This is a genomic window from Pacificispira sp. (assembly GCF_965228185.1).
Classification (GTDB): domain Bacteria; phylum Pseudomonadota; class Alphaproteobacteria; order UBA8366; family Aestuariispiraceae; genus Pacificispira.
Genome location: NZ_CBDDHE010000003.1, coordinates 315,328 through 331,502, shown reverse-complemented (window position 1 = coordinate 331,502; position 16,175 = coordinate 315,328). Strand labels below are relative to the sequence as shown.

The following is a 16,175-nucleotide window of genomic DNA, read 5'->3' as shown; positions in this document are numbered from 1 at the left end:
AGTTGGGGGAAGTTTCCGTCATCGCGCTCAGCCAGGACGCGACAAAGACTGCGGGGTTTACCTTTTTGACCTCGAGTTTTTCCTGATGCCCGGCCGAGTACCTGACTGATTTCAAACCGACGTTATATTTTGGGGGAGAGTAATATGGACGCCTTCACGGGCATGATCGCCGCTTTCGGCTTCGCCTTCGCACCTCAGGACTGGGGCCTCTGCACCGGCCAATTGGTCTCGGTCGAGCAGTACACTGTTCTATACTCCCTGATCGGTACCTTTTTCGGCGGCGATGGGCGGGTGAGTTTTGGCTATCCGGACCTACGTTCCCGCATGGCGGCCGGATCCAGTACGATGGGAGTGGCACCCGGACTCGATTCGTTCCCGCTGGGAAGCATGTACGGCGTGCAGTCCGTCCGGCTGACCGTACTCGAACTGCCGGCGCATTATCATACGGCGACCTTCACTGGGACAGATCAGAACGGTCCGACACTGACTTTCGCCGCCTCGACCAGCGCGGCAGACCTGCGCGCTCCCAACATCGGTGACTATCTCGCCAGCCAACCGACTAGCGGCACATTCTCGGATATGTATGTCGACCACACGTCGCCGGGAACTCTCGTGCCTCTGGGCGGCCTTGAATGGAGCGTGGGCGAACACACCGGTACTGTGTCGCTCCACGAGACCGGCGCGAGCGAGCCCGTTTCAGTTTTGAACCCGTTTCTGGCCGTGAATTTTTGCATCTGCGAGGCTGGAACTTATCCGTCCAGAAACTGATCGAGATAGCGTCCGCCCCCGGGGGCAATGGCACTACTATCCAATAAGGGAGCAGTAAAATGGAAGCCTATTGCGGCATGATTGCCAGCTTTGGATTTAGCTTCGCACCTCATAAATGGGCATTTTGCAGCGGTCAGATCGTTGCCATCTCGCAGAACCCCACGCTGAATTCGTTAATCTCAAACCTCTATGGAGGTGATGGCAGGACGACCTTCGGCTATCCGGATCTTCGCTCACGGGTACCGGTAGGCGCGACTCTAATTGGGACGTTGCCAGGGTTAATGCCCTTTGCGATCGGCACGAAAAACGGCCTCCAGTACCACACGCTGACCGAGGCCCAAATGCCGACACATAGCCACATCGCCAGGTTCACGCCTGGCGAGCCAGCGCCCCTTGACGTAACCGTGAAAGCATCAACCAGTTCCGCGTCCAAACGCGCGCCGTCAGCGGGCGACTATATTGGCAGCCAGCCAGCAATCGGAACCTTCCCGAACATGTATGTTGCCGGTGCAACGCCCGGGACGACCGTCCAGTTGGGCGGCGTGACGGCATCCGGCGGCAAAGGCAGCGGGACGGTAAACGTCGAACCGACCGGCAACAGCGTATCGTTTCCATTGCTGAATCCGTTTCAGGCCATCAACTATTGCATTTGCGAGGATGGCATCTACCCATCCAGAAACTAGCGCCGCTTTCGGCGCGGGCGTACCGGGTTTGGGCGAACGGTGTGGGACAAAAGGGGGGGCCGCGCCGTTCCTTATTCATGATAGCAAGAACATCAGGTTGAGCTGGAACGGAGTGGAACGATGGCGGATAACGAATTGGAAATGGGCGCTGTCCAGGCGCACACTTTCGAACCGCATGTGGGCGAGACCTTCCGGGTCTACAATGACGACGGGGAAATCGAGGCGCGTCTTGTCCAAGTCCGGATTTCAAGCGGGCCAATCCCGGGGCTGCGCGAACGCTCTGCCTTCGCCGCGATCTTCATGACCGACCATGTCCCACCGACGGGCGAATCCATCTGCGTGAATCTGGAGAACGAGAATTTCGGGCTTTTGAAGGGAGTCATGATCACCCCCAACAGCGGCATTCCCGAACCCGAATGGGGTGACGGTCAGCGTTGGTCCGTGATTTTCGCCTGAGCGGCGCGTAGAGCGGCATGCGTTCAGGTGGTTCCATCTGAACGCATGCCGCTCTAAACCGATCCTTCCCCCGAAGAAGACGCCTGCGCCAGCGCGCCCGGCTGTCCGGCCATGGCGTCGCGGCCCGGATACCACACCAGCATGTGATGCGATCCGCTTTCCGGCGCCTGGGTCACCGTAAATCCCTGCGCCAACAGCCACTGATAAAGTGCCGGATTGTTCAGTGCGACGGAAACCGCCAAGGGGCATTTCGACGAACCGCAGGCAGCGATGAGCGCCATCAGGACTGATTGCCCGAAGCCTTTCCCGCGCGCCTTTTTCACGAAGGCCAAATCGACGACGCGGGCCTCTGTACCGCCCCAATCGAGCGTCAGCTTGCCGACGGCATCACCGGTCTTCTCGATCACGAAGTACAGGGCTTCCGGAAACGCTCCGCCATAGCCCAGGGTCTGCGCCCGAAGCTGCATATCCAGAAGTTCTTCGATATAGGCACGGTCGGCGTCGACCATTTTCAGGTCTTCGCGCTGATCGCGATGTAGTTTTTCCAGGAAAGCTTTGTCCCCCGGCCTGGCCGGGCGAATGGACAGGCCGTTCGGCAGATTGGCCAAGCCTTGCAACATCGGGATATTCCTCCGGTAACCGAAAACACTCGCCAGAGTATAAAATCTCCGGAGGCACGATCTCCAGATTATTTTCCCATGCGACGGCGGTTCAGCCGCCCAGCCCTTTCGGACGCCCGACAATGACAAAGAGAAGTCCCTGGGGATCCAGCAAATCGGCTGCCAAGGCGTCGACCGCTTCCTGCGTCACCGCCTCTACCTGGGCATTGCGCGTCTGGAAATAGTCGATCGGAAAACCGTGATACTGCATCGCGTCCAATTGCGACGCGATCTGGGACGAACTGGTGAACCGCAACGGGAACGACCCGGTCAGATAGGTCTTCGCATCCTCGACCTTATCCGCCGCGACGCCATTCTCGCGGATATCCGTCAGAACCTGACGCACGAGGTCGACTGTTTCTCCGGCCCGCGCATTCTGGGTGGCCGCTCCACCGCGCAGCAAAGCCGCATGGTCCATCGGGTGGAGGAAGGAATAGACCGAATAGGCGAGCCCCCGCTTGACCCGGATTTCGTCCGTCAGGACGGAGTTGAACGACCCGCCGCCCAGAACGTAGTTCAAGACCATGCCGGCATAATAGCGCGGGTCGTCAATCGCCATGCCACGCTGTGCGAACAGGATCGTGCTTTGCGGCACGTCCATGTCCAGAACGATGCTGCCGCCGGCGATCCGGGGCTCGATATCGGGTGTCGGGTCGGCACGGCCCGTTTCCGGCAGGTCCCCGAAGACGCGGTCCAACATGGCGCCCAGGGTGTCAGGCTCGATATCGCCGACGACCCCGATGGTCAGACGGTCCTGGGTCAAAGCCTCCTTCACATAGGCGCGCAAATCGTCGACCGTCACCGCCGCCAGACTGGCCTCGGTCCCGTTCACCGGTTCGGCATAAGGATGGTCCCCGAACACCGCCTCGCGCAGGGCTTTCGCGCCGACACTTTCCGGATCGCTTTCCGATTGGCGGATCCCGACCATGATCTGACCGCGGATCCGCTCCACCGGTTCGGAGTCGAAACGCGGTTGCGTCAGAGCCAGCCGCAGAAGTTCCAACGCCTCGTCGCGATAGCGGTTCAGCGTATAGAAACTGCCGGACAGGGCGTCGCGCCCGGCATTGAAGGAAATGCGGATGGACCGGTCCGCCAGTTTCTGCTGGAAGGCCTGACTGTCATAGGGGCCCGCACCTTCGTCGATGGTTGATGCGGCCAGATTGGCGGTGCCTTCGCGCCCATCGGGATCCAGACCAGCCCCACCATCCTTGAAGGTGAATTCAATTGCGGTGACCGGCACGGTTTCGTCGCGCACCAGCCAGGCCTTAATGCCGCCGGGGCTTACGACCTCTTCGACCTCCACTTCCGCCAAGGCGGGCCGTGTCAGCACCAGGGTCAGCGCGACCAGGATCAAAGGCAGCAATCGGGTTCCGCGCGGGATCATTGTCCGGCTCCTTTCTCGCCACCTTCCGGCAACAACCGGCTCACAACCTCGCCCGGCGCCGACAGGTATTTGCGCGCCGCCGCGTTCACCTGATCCACCGTCACCGCCCCAATCCGGTCTGGCCATTCCTCAACATCCTCCAACGTCCGACCGGTCGACAGCGCGCGCCCGATTGTCATCGCCGGGCCGCTCAGACTGTCCCGCGCCGTCGCGGCCGCGTCCTGCAGGCGGATGACCGCACGTTCGACATCGAACTCGGTGACGCCTTTGGTGAGAAGTTTGGCGATTTCCTCGCGCAACGCCGCTTCGGCCTGATCCAGGGAAACACCATCGGCCGGACTGATATAGAAACCGATCGTGCCGGGTCCCCGCCCGTCCCCGTCGTACCAGCCGCCGGCATTGACGGCGACACCCCGGTCGATAACCAAGGACCGATAGAAGGTCGATGTGCTGCCACCGCCGATGATCTGGGACAGCACGTCCAGAGCGTAGGTTTCGGACCGATCCTCTATCGTATTCCAGGACGGGGCCAACTTGCGCACGGTCACGCTAGGCTGGCGGACGCGCGGATCGTAGTAAACGACCTCGGTCTCGACGGTCATCGGCGGCTCACGGTAGTCCGGACGCTCGGGGATTTCACTTGGATCCAGGACACCGAAATACTTCTCGGCCATCGCGAAGACCTCGTTGGCGTCCACATCGCCGGACACCACCAGGATCGCATTGTTCGGCGCGTAGTATGTCCGATAGAAATCCACGGCGTCGTCGATGGACAACGTCTCAATCTCATGCGCCCAGCCGATCACCGGATTGCGGTAGGGATGGTTTCGGTACAAGGACGCCGATACCTGTTCCGACAGGATTGATGCAGGCTCGCTGTCGACGCGTTGGCGCCGTTCTTCCAAGACAACGCGCCGTTCGAGCTCGAACTGTTCCTCGGCGATGTTGAGATTGACCATCCGGTCGGCTTCCAACTCCATCACCAGATCCAGCCGGTCGCTGGAAACGGACTGAAAATACGCCGTATAGTCCTGCGACGTGAAGGCGTTCTCCTGTCCGCCATTGCGCGCGACGATGGCCGAGAACTCTCCCGGTTCCAGCGAATCGGTGCCCTTGAACATCATGTGTTCCAAGAAATGTGCGATGCCGGATCGGCCGGGCGGTTCGTCCATCGCCCCGACCTTGTACCAGACCATCTGCGTCACCACGGGCGCGCGGTGATTTTCCACCACAACGATCCGCATGCCATTGTCCAGAACGGTTTCCTTGGCGCCGAAAACCTCGGCGAGCGCGGGGACAGCCCCGGACATCAGCAAAAAGGTTGCCGCTCCGAGGGCGATGTTCAAGGACCGCATCCCTACCCCTTCTTATCGATGGTCAAAGTTTGACGATAGGCAGATAGGCACAAACGCGGCGGCGTCCAGCGACCGGCACAAATTCTTTTGGAAAAGTGATCGAACGCGATCGATTACCGCGGGACGCTTGAAGGCGAGCCGTCAGAAAGGCCACTCGAACCAGGACTTTTCGCCCTCGCGCGTGATGATCGGCGTTTGGCCTTCGGTGACCGGGACGCCCAGCGCGGAGTTCCCCTGCAGGCGCCGCGTTTCTTCATTGGCGTCGATCACGTCGCCCGCCTTCTCCGAGTCACGCCAGAAAACCAGATCGTCGACGAAGGAGTCCTGCTCCGCCGCCAGCGCCGCGGTTTCTTCATCTACAACCAATCTGATTTCGGGACTGGCCTCGATCGCGCCGGTCCGGTCGAGCAACGTCATCTCACCCTGACTGACCCCCGCGCGGCGCAGTTGGGCTTCCGTATCCAGCCGGCGCTGAATGGCTTCGTCGCCAAACACCGCGCGCTGCGCGTCCAATTGGGGTTTCAGATCCTGATAACGCTGACCGTTGGGATCGGGCGGCCGCAGGCCGTAATCGGGGGGAAGGGACAGGGGCGCGCGCGACACAACGGCGAATTCGTCCGGCGTGGTCTTTTCCAGGCCCAGGATCTTGCCCGTATCGGCCGAACACGCGGCGACAAGCAGCGACCCCGCAAGCATGCCGAAAGTCAGTACTTTTCCACCCAGTTTACGCGGTCCCGTCATTGTCGGTCCCATACCCGTTCGTTTTTGGAACGCCTTGATTGGCCGGCAGTATATCATACTTCCGGGCACCCCTCATCATGTAAGGGGTTTCGCCTTGCCGAACAAGCCGTCAGCGGCGATCAGAACCGCGCCGACCACAATCGCGCAATCGGCAATGTTGAAAGCCGGCCAGTGATATCCGGCGACATGGAAATCCAGGAAATCCACGACGCCGCCATAAAGCAGCCGGTCCAGCGCATTGCCGAACGCGCCGCCGATGATAAGTCCGCAGGCAATCGCCATCAGGCGGGCGCCGGCCTTGCGCAGCAGGAACCACCAGATGCCGAGCGCGATGGCGACCGCCAATCCGGCCAGAATGAACGGTCCGGACGTCGAATCGTTGCTCAACAGGCCGAAACTGACACCGCGATTGTAAACCAGAACCAGGTTGAAGAACGACGTCACCTCAACCGGCCGTGCGCCGCCCTCGAAGACAGACAGAATCCAGGGTTTGGATATCTGATCCGCCGCGAAGACGGCCGCCGCAATCGCAAGTCCCAGACGCTGCATCATTCGGCCGCTTGAACCGTTCCGGCCACGGCGTCGGCGCATCGGCCGCAAGCGCCGGGCGCTTCGGGCCGGCTGCCGACATCCGGCAGGACCTTCCAGCACCGCTCGCATTTCGCGCCCTCCGCCCGGCGGAAGACGACCGCGACACCCGGCACGTCCGACAAGGTGAAAGCCCCGTCCGGCGCCTCGGCCGTCGTGATCTCCGCATCCGACGTGATCAGGATATCCGCCAGGTCCAACCCGTCGAAGGCCGCCTTGATCGCGGCATCCGCGTGGATCACCGGGGCGGCTTCCAGATTGGCGCGGATTTCCTTTTCATTCCGCTTCTGCTCCAGCGCCGTCAGCACGGTGCGGCGCACGCGGCGCACCTTGGTCCAGCGCGCGGCCTCGGCTTCCGGCAGCGTCCAATCGGCAGGCACATCCGGCAGCTGACGCAGATGCACCGAATTCTCCGGCGCGGTTCCGGTTCGGGCCAGCCAGGCCTCTTCCGTCGTGAAGCTCAGGATCGGGGCCAGCCAGGCCGTCAGGCTCTCGAACAGGATGTCGAGTACCGTCAGGGACGCCAAACGGCGCGGGCTGTCCGGTGCGTCGCAATACAGCGCGTCCTTGCGGATATCGAAATAGAAGGCCGACAGATCGACCGCGCAGAACTCATGCAACTCGCGGAAGATCAGGGTGAAATCGTAGGTCTCGATCCCCTTGCGGACGACCTTGTCCAGTTCCGCGATGCGGTGCAGGACCCAGCGCTCCAGTTCCGGCATGTCCTTCGGCTCGACCCGCTTGGACGGATCGTAATGGGCCAGCGACCCCAGCAGCCAGCGCAGCGTGTTACGGAAGCGGCGGTAGTAATCCGTCAATTGCTTCAGCATGCTTTCGCCGATGCGCAGATCGCCGGAATAGTCTTCCGACACGACCCAGAGCCGCAGAATCTCGGCGCCGTACTTCTCGTTCACTTCCGCCGGAACGACGACATTGCCCAGCGACTTCGACATCTTGCGGCCGTCCTCCGCCATGACGAAACCGTGGGTCAGAACGGCGTCATAGGGCGCACGGCCGCGCGTGCCGCAGCTTTCCAACAACGAGGAATGGAACCAGCCGCGATGCTGATCCGATCCTTCCAGATACAGCGATGCCGGCCATTGCAGATCTTCGCGCTGCTCCAGGCAGAAGGCATGGGTCGACCCGCTGTCGAACCAGACATCGACAACATCGCGGACCTGCTCGTAATCGTCGGCCTTGTAATCGTTGCCCAGGAAACGCGACGGATCGCTGGAGAACCAGGCATCGGCCCCTTCCTCGCGGAAGGCCGCGACGATACGGTCGACGACCGCCTGGTCGCGCAGCGGCTCGCCGCTTTCCTTGTGCACGAAGACAGGGATCGGCACGCCCCAGGCGCGCTGACGGCTGATGCACCAGTCCGGGCGCTCCTTGATCATCGAATGCAGGCGCGTCTTGCCCTGTTTCGGATAGAAGGCGGTGTCCTCGATCGCTTGCAGGGCGACGTCGCGCAGGCCGTGGCTTTCCATCGAGATGAACCACTGCGCCGTGTTGCGGAAGATCAGCGGCGCCTTCGACCGCCAGCTATGCGGATACTGGTGGCGCAGCGATCCCTTGGCCAGCAGCTTTCCGGCAATGGCAAGTTCGCGCAGGACCGACGGGTTGGCGTCGCCTTCCTTGCCGTCCTGGGTAATGACGACCTTGCCCGCCATGACGGGCACGAAATCGTAGAAGCTGCCGTCCTCACCGACGGTCTGGGGGATCTCGATCCCGTGCTTGCGGCCCAGATGCCAGTCATCCGCGCCATGGCCCGGCGCGATATGGACGAAGCCCGTGCCGGATTCGTCCGTGACGTAATCGGCATGATAGACGGTGACGTCGAAATCGTAATGGCCGTCCGCCTCGGCATGACCGCGCCAGGGATGGGCACACACCGTGCCCTGCACCGCCGCGCCTTTCAGCTCGGCGACGATCTTGTGGCCGGTGATCTTCGCCTGCTCGCAGGTCGCGTCGACCAGCGCCTTGGCGACCGCCAGTTTTTCACCGACTGCCGCGCCCTTGGCGCCCTCGCCCAGTTCCGTCACTTCCAGGACGACATAGTCGAACTCTTCATGACAGGCGATGGCCCGGTTGCCGGGGATCGTCCAGGGGGTCGTCGTCCAGATGACCACGGACGCGCCGTCCAGCTCCGGACTGGCAGCGGTGACGACCGGGAACTTCACCCAGATCGTCGTCGACTTGTGCTCCATATATTCGGCTTCGGCCTCGGCCAGCGCGGTCTTTTCGACCGCCGACCACCAGACCGGGCGCGCGCCCTTGTAAAGGCTGCCCTGCATCAGGAATTTGCCAATCTCGGCAGCGATCTGCGCCTCTGCGCCATAGGACATGGTCAGATAGGGATTGTCCCAATCGCCCAACACACCCAGCCGCTTGAATTCCTCGCGCTGGATGTCGATCCATTTGTCGGCGAAGTCGCGGCATTCCTTGCGGAATTCGGCAACCGGGACGGCGTCCTTGTCCTGACCTTCGGCGCGGTATTTCTCTTCGATCTTCCATTCGATCGGCAGGCCGTGACAATCCCAGCCCGGCACATAGCAGGCGTCATAGCCGGTCATCTGGCGCGACCGGTTGATGATGTCCTTCAGGATCTTGTTCAGCGCATGACCGATATGCAGATGGCCATTCGCATAGGGCGGACCGTCATGCAGGATGAACTTTTCGCGGCCCTTCGCATCCGCGCGCAGACGGGACCACAGGTCGGTCTCGGCCCAGCGCTGCAGGATTTCCGGCTCGCGCTGCGGAAGGCCCGCGCGCATCGGGAAATCGGTCTGGGGCAGGTTGATCGTGTCTTTGTAATCGACGGATTGCGTCGTATCGGCGCTCATAGGTCAGCTTCCAGTCACATGAAAATCAAGAATCCGGATCGGGGCGGCGCCCAGCACGGCCCAACTGGCCGAACCGACACCGGTCTTATCCCGACACCCGCGCGCCCCGGCCCGCAGGGGTCGGGCCGATAATTCGTATGGGCGCCGCGAAGCACGCCTGGACTTGGGTCATACCGGGTTTCATAGCGGCGCGACTTTATGGTCAGGAAGCGCTTGAATCAAGCTCGCCTTGGCCGGATCGACGGCGGGAACGTCCCGTATCCAAAATTCAGGTCGCGGCGGGATCAGCCAGGTCTTCCGCGACATTCATCGCGGCTCGGATATTGGCCAGGCGGCGGCGCGCCTCCAGACAGACGACGGCGTAGCGTACGGTCAGGTCCGCCCCGGCGATCTTGACCTTTCGCAACCCCGCGTCGCGGCCGAATTCGCTTTCGAAGACCACGCCGACGCCCAGACCGGCGGCAACCGCTTCGCGCACCGCCTCGCGGCTGCCGATTTCCATGCTGGGGCGGAAGATCAGCCGCCGTGCGGCAGCGGCGGTTTCCAGGACGTCGCGGGTGACCGAACCGGTCTCCCGGATGATCAGCGGCCGCTCCAGCAGCAGGGAAAGCGGCACAGGTCCCTCCTCCGCCTCATCGCCGACAGGGACGATGGCGACAAGCCGATCGCGACGAAACGGGACGATCTTCAGGTCCGATGCTTCCGGCGGGTTGGACAGGACCGCGACGTCGCAACGATAGTCCCGCAGATCGCGCAGCACCGACGCCGCACTGCCGACCGAAACGGACAGGGTCAGGCCACCGTGCCCAGCTTTCAATCCTGCCAACAGCGTCATTGCGTGATGCGGGGAATCCGCGCCGATCGTCAACGCACCGCGCGCCGGGTCGCGGATCCCGGCCAGCAGAGCCTCCGCCTCCTCCTCCAACGCAAATATCTGTTCGGTGATTGCCAGAAGATCCTGGCCCAGCGGTGTCAGGGCGATCCGCCGCCCGCGCCGGTCGAACAGCCGGACGCCGAAGCTTTCCTCCAGCGCCTTCACCTGGGCGGACAGGGTCGGCTGAGACACGCGTAGCGCCCGTGCCGCGCGGGTGAAACTGCCCTCGCTGGCGACCCTGTGGAACGCGCGCAACTGGCTGTGGTTCATGACCACCCCCAACTTTCCCCCAAGGCAGTCTGTCACATAATTAAAATCTATCTAGCAGATAATTAGTATGGATTGGACGCCATAAAACGCCCGGCGCTAGAACCACCGCGTCGCATTGCCTACCCGCCTTGGAGGATAACCCATGTCTCTGCCCCGCGCGAAAAGCGAAACCGGCGATCCGTTGCTATTGACGCCCGGTCCGCTGACCACGTCGAAATCCGTCAAACAGGCGATGCTGCATGATTGGGGATCGCGCGATCCGGCCTTTATTGCCCTGAACCGGCGCGTGCTTGAGGGCCTGGCGGAAATCGCAGGCGGCGACGGGCTGGTCACCGTTCCGATGCAGGGCAGCGGCACCTTTGCGGTGGAAGCCATGATCGGCACTTTCGTGCCGCGCGACGGCAAGATTCTGATCCTGATCAACGGCGCCTATGGCCAGCGGGCGGGCAGGATCGCAGACCGCGCGCGGCGCGCCTGGACCGCCCTGGAAACGGCGGAAGACACCCCGCCGGACCTTGCCGCCCTGACCGCCGCGCTGGATGTCGACCCCGCGATAACCCACGTCTTCGCGGTTCATTGCGAGACCACCAGCGGCATCCTGAACCCGATCGCGGACATTGCCGATACCGTCGCGGCGAAGGGCCGCCGCCTGTTGGTCGACAGTATGAGCGCCTTCGGCGCGTTGGAGATCGACGCCGCAGAAGTGCGCTATGACGCCCTGGCCGCATCGTCCAACAAATGCCTGGAAGGGGTGCCCGGACTGGGCTTCGTTCTGTGCAGAGAGGACGCTTTGCGCGCGGCGGAGGGTAATGCCCATGCGTTGAGCCTGGATTTGGCGGACCAGTTCCTGACGTTGGAGAGAACGGGCCAATACCGTTTCACCCCGCCGATCCATGTCATCGCTGCCCTGGCCCAGGCCCTGGACGAACATCGGGACGAGGGCGGGGTCGCGGGGCGCGGGGAACGGTACCGCCGGAATTGCCGGACGCTGATCGACGGACTGCGGGATCTCGGCTTCGAGACATTGCTGCCGGATGCGCTTCAAGCGCCGATCATCGTCACCTTTCGCATGCCGGCCCATCCGAATTTCAGTTTTCAGACCTTCTATGACGCGCTCGCAGAACGCGGTTTCCTGATCTATCCGGGCAAACTGACCGTCGCCGAGAGTTTCCGCATCGGCTGCATCGGGCGCTTGGACGAGCGCGATATGGCCGGCGCGGTCGAGGCCGTGCGCGACGTGATGGCGCAAATGAAAGTGCCGACCGGCGCGGCAGTCTGACCGACGGGTGAAGTGGCCGCCGCCGCAGGCCCCTTCCGATCAATATTTTCGAGGAGCACCGACATGAGTTTTTCCTACATCCGCCGTTATACCGGCCCGGTCGAGGCGGTAATTTTCGACAATGCCGGGACCTTGGTCGACTTCGGCTCGACAGCGCCGGTCATGGCTTTCATTGAGATTTTTCGCCGCCGTGGGGTCGAAGCGACCGTGGCGGAGGCGCGGGTGCCCATGGGCGCGGCAAAGCGCGATCACATCGCCCAGATGTGCGCCATGCCGGGACTGACCGCCCGCTGGGTTCAGGCGCATGGCCAGCCCCCCGGCGACGCGGACATCGACGCGATGTATGCCGAATTTCTGCCGCTGCAGGTCCAGTGCCTGGCCGACTATTCGACTGTCATTCCGGGCGCCCTGGACGTCATCGAAATCCTGCGCGAGGAAGGCCGCAAGATCGGCACGACCACGGGCTATCCGCGCGAGGTGCTGGAGGTCTTGTCCGGCAAGTTGGCGGAACAGGGGCTGGTGCCGGACAACACGGTTTGCGCCTCCGACGTTGCCCATGGCCGGCCGCGGCCGGATATGTGCCTGAAATCGGCGCTCGACCTCGGTGTCGCCTGCGTCCAGGCCTGCGTCAATGTCGACGACAGCGCGCCGGGGATCGAGGCCGGTCTCGCCGCCGGCATGTGGACCGTCGGCCTGGCCTGCTCCGGCAATGAGGTGGGGATCAGCTACGACGAATGGACCGCCCTGCCTGAGGGCGAACAAGATGACCTGCGCGAGAAGGCGGCTGCGAAACTGCGGCATGCGGGCGCGCATTACGTGATCGACACAGTGGCGGACATCGTCGAGGTGATCGACGATATCGACGCGCGTCTGGCGGCCGGCGACGCACCGTAAGTCGGGCCGAGGCAACGGGGTAAACGCAACCGTTTACCCCACTTTAACCATAGCGGCCTTAAACTCCCCCATGCCCTTATCGGCGTTGTGGATATGAGGTCCAATGGAAGCTTATCGAAACGACTTGCCGGACGCCGACCGCCGCGACGCGTTGCGGTTGACTACGGTCCTGCCGACCCTGTCATTGGACGGGCGGCTGCGCGCGCTGCAGGATTTCAGCGGAACCGGCTTTCGCGCCGTTCTGCCGGAAGTCTATCGAAAGATCGGCGCGACCGGCGAAGCGGATTTGCATATGCAGGCGGCGGGCTACCGGTTTCGCAAACACATTGCCTTTGTGGTGCGACATGTCGACGGCGACTCGGTCGGAGTCTCCTATGAGATCCTGGAAACCGTCAATGAGAGCAGCACGGCCCTGTTCTGATCCGTCCCTGCTTGGGATCAATGCCCGACGTGAAACAGGCAGTCACCGCGCAGCACCCGCGCCGGAACGCGGTGTGCCAGGATGTAGCCGTCCCTCGGCGCGATGACGACCAACGGTGCCTTGCCGGGGGTTTCCGGGAAATGGATATATGCGGCCCTCGTGCCCGCATCGACCGAATCCCCGGCATGGCATAAGGGCTCATAGAGCCCCGGTTCCTCAGCAAAGATCAGACTTTCATCCTTGAACTCGCGCGGATGGTCCGGGATCGGTCCCGCCTCTCCTTCATCGTCATATCCCCCGGCAACCCTTAGGGCACGCAGCACACCGTCCCGGGCGCGCCTTCGGATTTCCGGATCGACCGTGCCGCCGCCGCCCAGTTCCAGCGTGAAACCGGCCGCCCCGGCTCGCCATGCCGCGGAACTGGAATACCATCCGTCGCCATCCGGCAGATGATAAAGCGCCGCGTCCAGGCCGAGCGCCGCCATCACAGACCGGCGCAGCGGGTTATGCTCATTGCCTTCGACCCACGACGTCATGCCGAATGGAACGCAATACAGCGAACTGCCGCCGGAATGCAGGTCGATGACAAGATCGGTTTCCGCGACAAGGCGATGTTCGATGAAATGCGCCAGCATTTCCGTCGGCGTCCCACGAGGCTTCCCCGGAAAAGTCCGGTTCAAATTGCCGCCATCGGCGGGCGATGTGCGCATTCCCGCTTCCGCCGCCGGAAAATTCGCCATCGGCAGCAGGGTCAGGCGGCCCGAAATCCGGGCGGGGTCGAGGTCGCGCATCAGGCCAGACAAGACGATCTGCCCTTCATACTCGTCCCCGTGATTGCCGGCCATCAACAGGATGGACGGGCCGTCCCGCGGTCCCACCAGGGAAGCGACGGGAACGTGAATATGACCATAGGCTGATCGGTGGACCGAATGCGGAACCAGCAGATAACCGAGGTTCCGGCCTGGCGTCGTCAGATCCACGGTGCAGGCAATTGGGTTTGTCGTCTCGCTCATCCATGCGTCCAATTGTCGGGGTCTGTGCCGTCGCCGGGTGAAAGACCCAGAACGTCGCCCGCCGTGTCGACGCCCAATCCCAGAACCGTGCGATTGGCATAGGCGAAATAGGCGGTGACCTGATTGATCTCCAGAATCTGGCCGTCTGTAAATCCCGCGTCACGCAGCGTTTGGATGTCCGCCGCCGAGATTTCCTGCGGGGTGCGGGTCAGCTTCTCCGCATAATCCAACGCGCGCGCGGTTTGCCGGTCCAGCGCGTCCGAGGGACGGCCGGCCTCCAGGGCGGACCGGATCCGGTCGGCACGTTCGGCGCCGCGCAACAACCGCTTCAGCCCGGCGAAATGATGATCGACGCAATAGGCGCAGCCGTTCAATAGGCTGACGTAGATCCCGATCGTCTCCAGGACCCATTTCGGCACCTCGTTTCCGAAGTGATGCAAGACCGCCTTATAAAGGGCCATATGCCCTTCCATCGTATGCGGTCGCAGCGAATGCGCCATCATGATGTTGTCGATCTTGCCGCCTGGACCGGAAACGCGATCGTACAACGTCCTCAGCCGATCCGACGCATCGTCATAAGCGACCGTCTTGACCCACGTCATGATTGCTCCTCTGGGCGGGTATCATCCTGCGTGAGTGGATCACGTTCGCATACCCTGTCACAAGCACGACAAACCGCCTTCGCGGATGACATTGGAAGACTTCGTGCTATGTCTAAATTCACAACATGCGGATGACCGAAAGGGCGGCTCGGAACTCGATCATGACAAGTCAGTCCACCGCGCGGAAACAGAACCTTTCAGAACTGCCCGATCCGAATATCCGGATCGTCCAACTGCTTGACGCGTGGAAGGCGGCGCGCGGCGGGCAGTTGGTTCCCAGCAAGCGCGATTTCGACCCGTTGAGCGTTCCCCGACTGCTATCCTCGATCTGGCTCTACCGATGGGAACCGGACAAAAGCGGCTTCGTCTGCCGCCTGGCGGGGGAAGACGTCAACCGGTCCTGGGGTTACAGCATCGCCGGCCACGATGCCCGGCAGGTTCTGGGGGACAAGGATTTCGAAGTTGTCACCGACATTTGGCGGAAAATTCTGACCACGCCCCTGATCCATTACGGCAAGGGGGAGAGGCTGCACGAGAACCGGATGTATAGCGCCGAACGCTTGGTATTGCCTCTGATCGGCGAAGACTCCCCGGATGGTGAGCCGGATCATGTGCTGGGGCTCAGTCTCTACGAGTTGGGCGAAACGGGCGAAACGCGACCGCAAATTATCCTGCAGAACGCCTATCAGGTTCATTGTGCCGACATTGTCTGACAGCCCTCCCTTCGCGACGGTTTACAAAACTTGTAATATAATCGAGATAGTGCTGCCGAACCGCATGTGAGGTCTATCGCGCATGACCAAAATTGCCCCTTTAGGCGCCTCCGTGGAGGCGAGGTTGGCGGGCGCGGATTCTCGAATTTTCGTGTTCCTGCAGGCTTGGCGGATGGCCCGCGGCGATCTGGCTATGCCCTTGCGCAGCGCATTCGATCCGATGACCGTTCGCGGCCTGTTGCCCTATCTTTGGATCTACCGGTTCGATCCGGATCGAGACGACTATGTCGTCCGGCTGGCGGGTGAGGAGATCAACAATGCCTGGGGCCGCAGCATCAAAGGTCTGACGATGCGCGAGATTGTCGGCGATCAAGATTACCCGATCATGCGGGCACGCTGGGACAATATCCTCGGCACGCCCCTGATCCACTACGGCGCCAGTTCAGAGCGCCTGTCTGCCCTGGACACAAGACGGGCGGAACGGATGCTGACGCCCCTGGCTGACAATGACGGCACCCCCAATCATATTCTGGGGATCAGCCTCTATCGTATTTCCCCCACGGATACGTCGCACCCGTCCTTGGAACCGGAAGACATCACGCAGATCCCCTGCAGCGAGGTCTAACCGGTCC

The 16,175-nt window shown here is 62.3% G+C and carries 17 protein-coding genes; 8 read left to right on the top strand and 9 right to left on the bottom strand.

What is annotated here, in order from left to right; translation table 11 throughout:
• Window positions 1-144 precede the first annotated feature (144 nt).
• From ACO06O_RS05225 to ACO06O_RS05215, 3 genes are all read left to right on the top strand, one after another.
• On the top strand, window positions 145-768 hold the full coding sequence (locus tag ACO06O_RS05225; protein WP_421877019.1) for a phage tail protein: 624 nt from the start codon (window positions 145-147) through the stop codon (window positions 766-768).
• A gap of 59 nt (window positions 769-827) precedes the next feature.
• The gene (locus ACO06O_RS05220; protein ID WP_421877017.1) at window positions 828-1,451 is read left to right on the top strand and encodes a phage tail protein; all 624 of its coding nucleotides are present in this window, start codon (window positions 828-830) and stop codon (window positions 1,449-1,451) included.
• A gap of 120 nt (window positions 1,452-1,571) precedes the next feature.
• Complete coding sequence (locus ACO06O_RS05215; RefSeq protein WP_421877015.1) at window positions 1,572-1,907, top strand: DUF6916 family protein; 336 nt, start codon at window positions 1,572-1,574, stop codon at window positions 1,905-1,907.
• A gap of 53 nt (window positions 1,908-1,960) precedes the next feature.
• On the opposite strand, the gene ACO06O_RS05210 is transcribed toward ACO06O_RS05215, so the two are convergent.
• The 7 genes from ACO06O_RS05210 to ACO06O_RS05180 all read right to left on the bottom strand — a co-directional run bounded on the left by ACO06O_RS05210 (window position 1,961) and on the right by ACO06O_RS05180 (window position 10,621).
• Window positions 1,961-2,527, bottom strand: a complete 567-nt coding sequence (locus ACO06O_RS05210) for a GNAT family N-acetyltransferase (RefSeq protein ID WP_421877013.1) — start codon at window positions 2,525-2,527, stop codon at window positions 1,961-1,963.
• Between the two features lie 91 nt (window positions 2,528-2,618).
• A complete protein-coding gene (locus ACO06O_RS05205) occupies window positions 2,619-3,950 on the bottom strand; it encodes a M16 family metallopeptidase (RefSeq protein ID WP_421877011.1) in 1,332 nt (443 codons plus the stop codon).
• Window positions 3,947-5,305 carry a M16 family metallopeptidase gene (locus ACO06O_RS05200; RefSeq protein ID WP_421877009.1) on the bottom strand — a complete coding sequence of 453 codons (1,359 nt, stop codon included), beginning with the start codon at window positions 5,303-5,305 and terminating at the stop codon, window positions 3,947-3,949. Before ACO06O_RS05200 ends, ACO06O_RS05205 begins: the two co-directional genes overlap by 4 nt.
• Before the next feature lie 141 nt (window positions 5,306-5,446).
• Window positions 5,447-6,046, bottom strand: coding sequence for a DUF3035 domain-containing protein (locus ACO06O_RS05195; protein WP_421877007.1), 600 nt, complete (start codon window positions 6,044-6,046; stop codon window positions 5,447-5,449).
• A 75-nt stretch (window positions 6,047-6,121) separates the two neighbouring features.
• Window positions 6,122-6,598 carry a signal peptidase II gene (gene lspA, locus ACO06O_RS05190; protein ID WP_421877005.1) on the bottom strand — a complete coding sequence of 159 codons (477 nt, stop codon included), beginning with the start codon at window positions 6,596-6,598 and terminating at the stop codon, window positions 6,122-6,124.
• Window positions 6,595-9,477, bottom strand: a complete 2,883-nt coding sequence (gene ileS / locus ACO06O_RS05185; protein WP_421877002.1) for an isoleucine--tRNA ligase — start codon at window positions 9,475-9,477, stop codon at window positions 6,595-6,597. Before ileS ends, lspA begins: the two co-directional genes overlap by 4 nt.
• A 268-nt stretch (window positions 9,478-9,745) precedes the next feature.
• Window positions 9,746-10,621, bottom strand: a complete 876-nt coding sequence (locus ACO06O_RS05180) for a LysR substrate-binding domain-containing protein (protein ID WP_421877000.1) — start codon at window positions 10,619-10,621, stop codon at window positions 9,746-9,748.
• A 142-nt stretch (window positions 10,622-10,763) separates the two neighbouring features.
• Here ACO06O_RS05180 and ACO06O_RS05175 point away from each other — a divergent pair, with 142 nt between their 5' ends.
• The 3 genes from ACO06O_RS05175 (at window position 10,764) to ACO06O_RS05165 (ending at window position 13,215) form a co-directional block, all read left to right on the top strand.
• Window positions 10,764-11,900: a 2-aminoethylphosphonate--pyruvate transaminase gene (locus ACO06O_RS05175; RefSeq protein WP_421876998.1), complete on the top strand. Its 1,137-nt coding sequence runs from the start codon at window positions 10,764-10,766 to the stop codon at window positions 11,898-11,900.
• A 63-nt stretch (window positions 11,901-11,963) separates the two neighbouring features.
• On the top strand, window positions 11,964-12,794 hold the full coding sequence (gene phnX, locus ACO06O_RS05170; protein WP_421876996.1) for a phosphonoacetaldehyde hydrolase: 831 nt from the start codon (window positions 11,964-11,966) through the stop codon (window positions 12,792-12,794).
• 103 nt (window positions 12,795-12,897) lie between these two features.
• The gene (locus tag ACO06O_RS05165; protein ID WP_421876994.1) at window positions 12,898-13,215 is read left to right on the top strand and encodes a hypothetical protein; all 318 of its coding nucleotides are present in this window, start codon (window positions 12,898-12,900) and stop codon (window positions 13,213-13,215) included.
• A 17-nt stretch (window positions 13,216-13,232) separates the two neighbouring features.
• Here ACO06O_RS05165 and ACO06O_RS05160 read toward each other — a convergent pair whose 3' ends face one another.
• Window positions 13,233-14,228 (bottom strand): succinylglutamate desuccinylase/aspartoacylase family protein, encoded by a 996-nt coding sequence (locus tag ACO06O_RS05160; RefSeq protein ID WP_421876992.1) that lies wholly within the window; start codon window positions 14,226-14,228, stop codon window positions 13,233-13,235.
• The gene (locus tag ACO06O_RS05155; protein WP_421876990.1) at window positions 14,225-14,830 is read right to left on the bottom strand and encodes a carboxymuconolactone decarboxylase family protein; all 606 of its coding nucleotides are present in this window, start codon (window positions 14,828-14,830) and stop codon (window positions 14,225-14,227) included. The genes ACO06O_RS05160 and ACO06O_RS05155 overlap by 4 nt, the downstream gene beginning before the upstream one ends.
• Window positions 14,831-14,991: 161 nt before the next feature.
• Here ACO06O_RS05155 and ACO06O_RS05150 point away from each other — a divergent pair, with 161 nt between their 5' ends.
• Window positions 14,992-15,543 carry a PAS domain-containing protein gene (locus ACO06O_RS05150; RefSeq protein WP_421876988.1) on the top strand — a complete coding sequence of 184 codons (552 nt, stop codon included), beginning with the start codon at window positions 14,992-14,994 and terminating at the stop codon, window positions 15,541-15,543.
• 82 nt (window positions 15,544-15,625) lie between these two features.
• Window positions 15,626-16,168, top strand: a complete 543-nt coding sequence (locus ACO06O_RS05145; RefSeq protein WP_421876986.1) for a PAS domain-containing protein — start codon at window positions 15,626-15,628, stop codon at window positions 16,166-16,168.
• Window positions 16,169-16,175: the final 7 nt, after the last annotated feature.

What these genes read in the sequence shown, in the direction of transcription:
- ACO06O_RS05225 (WP_421877019.1), top strand. Translation starts at nt 145, where the DNA reads ATGGACGCCTTCACGGGCATGATCGCCGCTTTCGGCTTCGCCTTCGCA.
- ACO06O_RS05220 (WP_421877017.1), top strand. Translation starts at nt 828, where the DNA reads ATGGAAGCCTATTGCGGCATGATTGCCAGCTTTGGATTTAGCTTCGCA.
- ACO06O_RS05215 (WP_421877015.1), top strand. Translation starts at nt 1,572, where the DNA reads ATGGCGGATAACGAATTGGAAATGGGCGCTGTCCAGGCGCACACTTTC.
- ACO06O_RS05210 (WP_421877013.1), bottom strand. Translation starts at nt 2,527, where the DNA reads ATGTTGCAAGGCTTGGCCAATCTGCCGAACGGCCTGTCCATTCGCCCG.
- ACO06O_RS05205 (WP_421877011.1), bottom strand. Translation starts at nt 3,950, where the DNA reads ATGATCCCGCGCGGAACCCGATTGCTGCCTTTGATCCTGGTCGCGCTG.
- ACO06O_RS05200 (WP_421877009.1), bottom strand. Translation starts at nt 5,305, where the DNA reads ATGCGGTCCTTGAACATCGCCCTCGGAGCGGCAACCTTTTTGCTGATG.
- ACO06O_RS05195 (WP_421877007.1), bottom strand. Translation starts at nt 6,046, where the DNA reads ATGACGGGACCGCGTAAACTGGGTGGAAAAGTACTGACTTTCGGCATG.
- lspA (WP_421877005.1), bottom strand. Translation starts at nt 6,598, where the DNA reads ATGATGCAGCGTCTGGGACTTGCGATTGCGGCGGCCGTCTTCGCGGCG.
- ileS (WP_421877002.1), bottom strand. Translation starts at nt 9,477, where the DNA reads ATGAGCGCCGATACGACGCAATCCGTCGATTACAAAGACACGATCAAC.
- ACO06O_RS05180 (WP_421877000.1), bottom strand. Translation starts at nt 10,621, where the DNA reads ATGAACCACAGCCAGTTGCGCGCGTTCCACAGGGTCGCCAGCGAGGGC.
- ACO06O_RS05175 (WP_421876998.1), top strand. Translation starts at nt 10,764, where the DNA reads ATGTCTCTGCCCCGCGCGAAAAGCGAAACCGGCGATCCGTTGCTATTG.
- phnX (WP_421876996.1), top strand. Translation starts at nt 11,964, where the DNA reads ATGAGTTTTTCCTACATCCGCCGTTATACCGGCCCGGTCGAGGCGGTA.
- ACO06O_RS05165 (WP_421876994.1), top strand. Translation starts at nt 12,898, where the DNA reads ATGGAAGCTTATCGAAACGACTTGCCGGACGCCGACCGCCGCGACGCG.
- ACO06O_RS05160 (WP_421876992.1), bottom strand. Translation starts at nt 14,228, where the DNA reads ATGAGCGAGACGACAAACCCAATTGCCTGCACCGTGGATCTGACGACG.
- ACO06O_RS05155 (WP_421876990.1), bottom strand. Translation starts at nt 14,830, where the DNA reads ATGACGTGGGTCAAGACGGTCGCTTATGACGATGCGTCGGATCGGCTG.
- ACO06O_RS05150 (WP_421876988.1), top strand. Translation starts at nt 14,992, where the DNA reads ATGACAAGTCAGTCCACCGCGCGGAAACAGAACCTTTCAGAACTGCCC.
- ACO06O_RS05145 (WP_421876986.1), top strand. Translation starts at nt 15,626, where the DNA reads ATGACCAAAATTGCCCCTTTAGGCGCCTCCGTGGAGGCGAGGTTGGCG.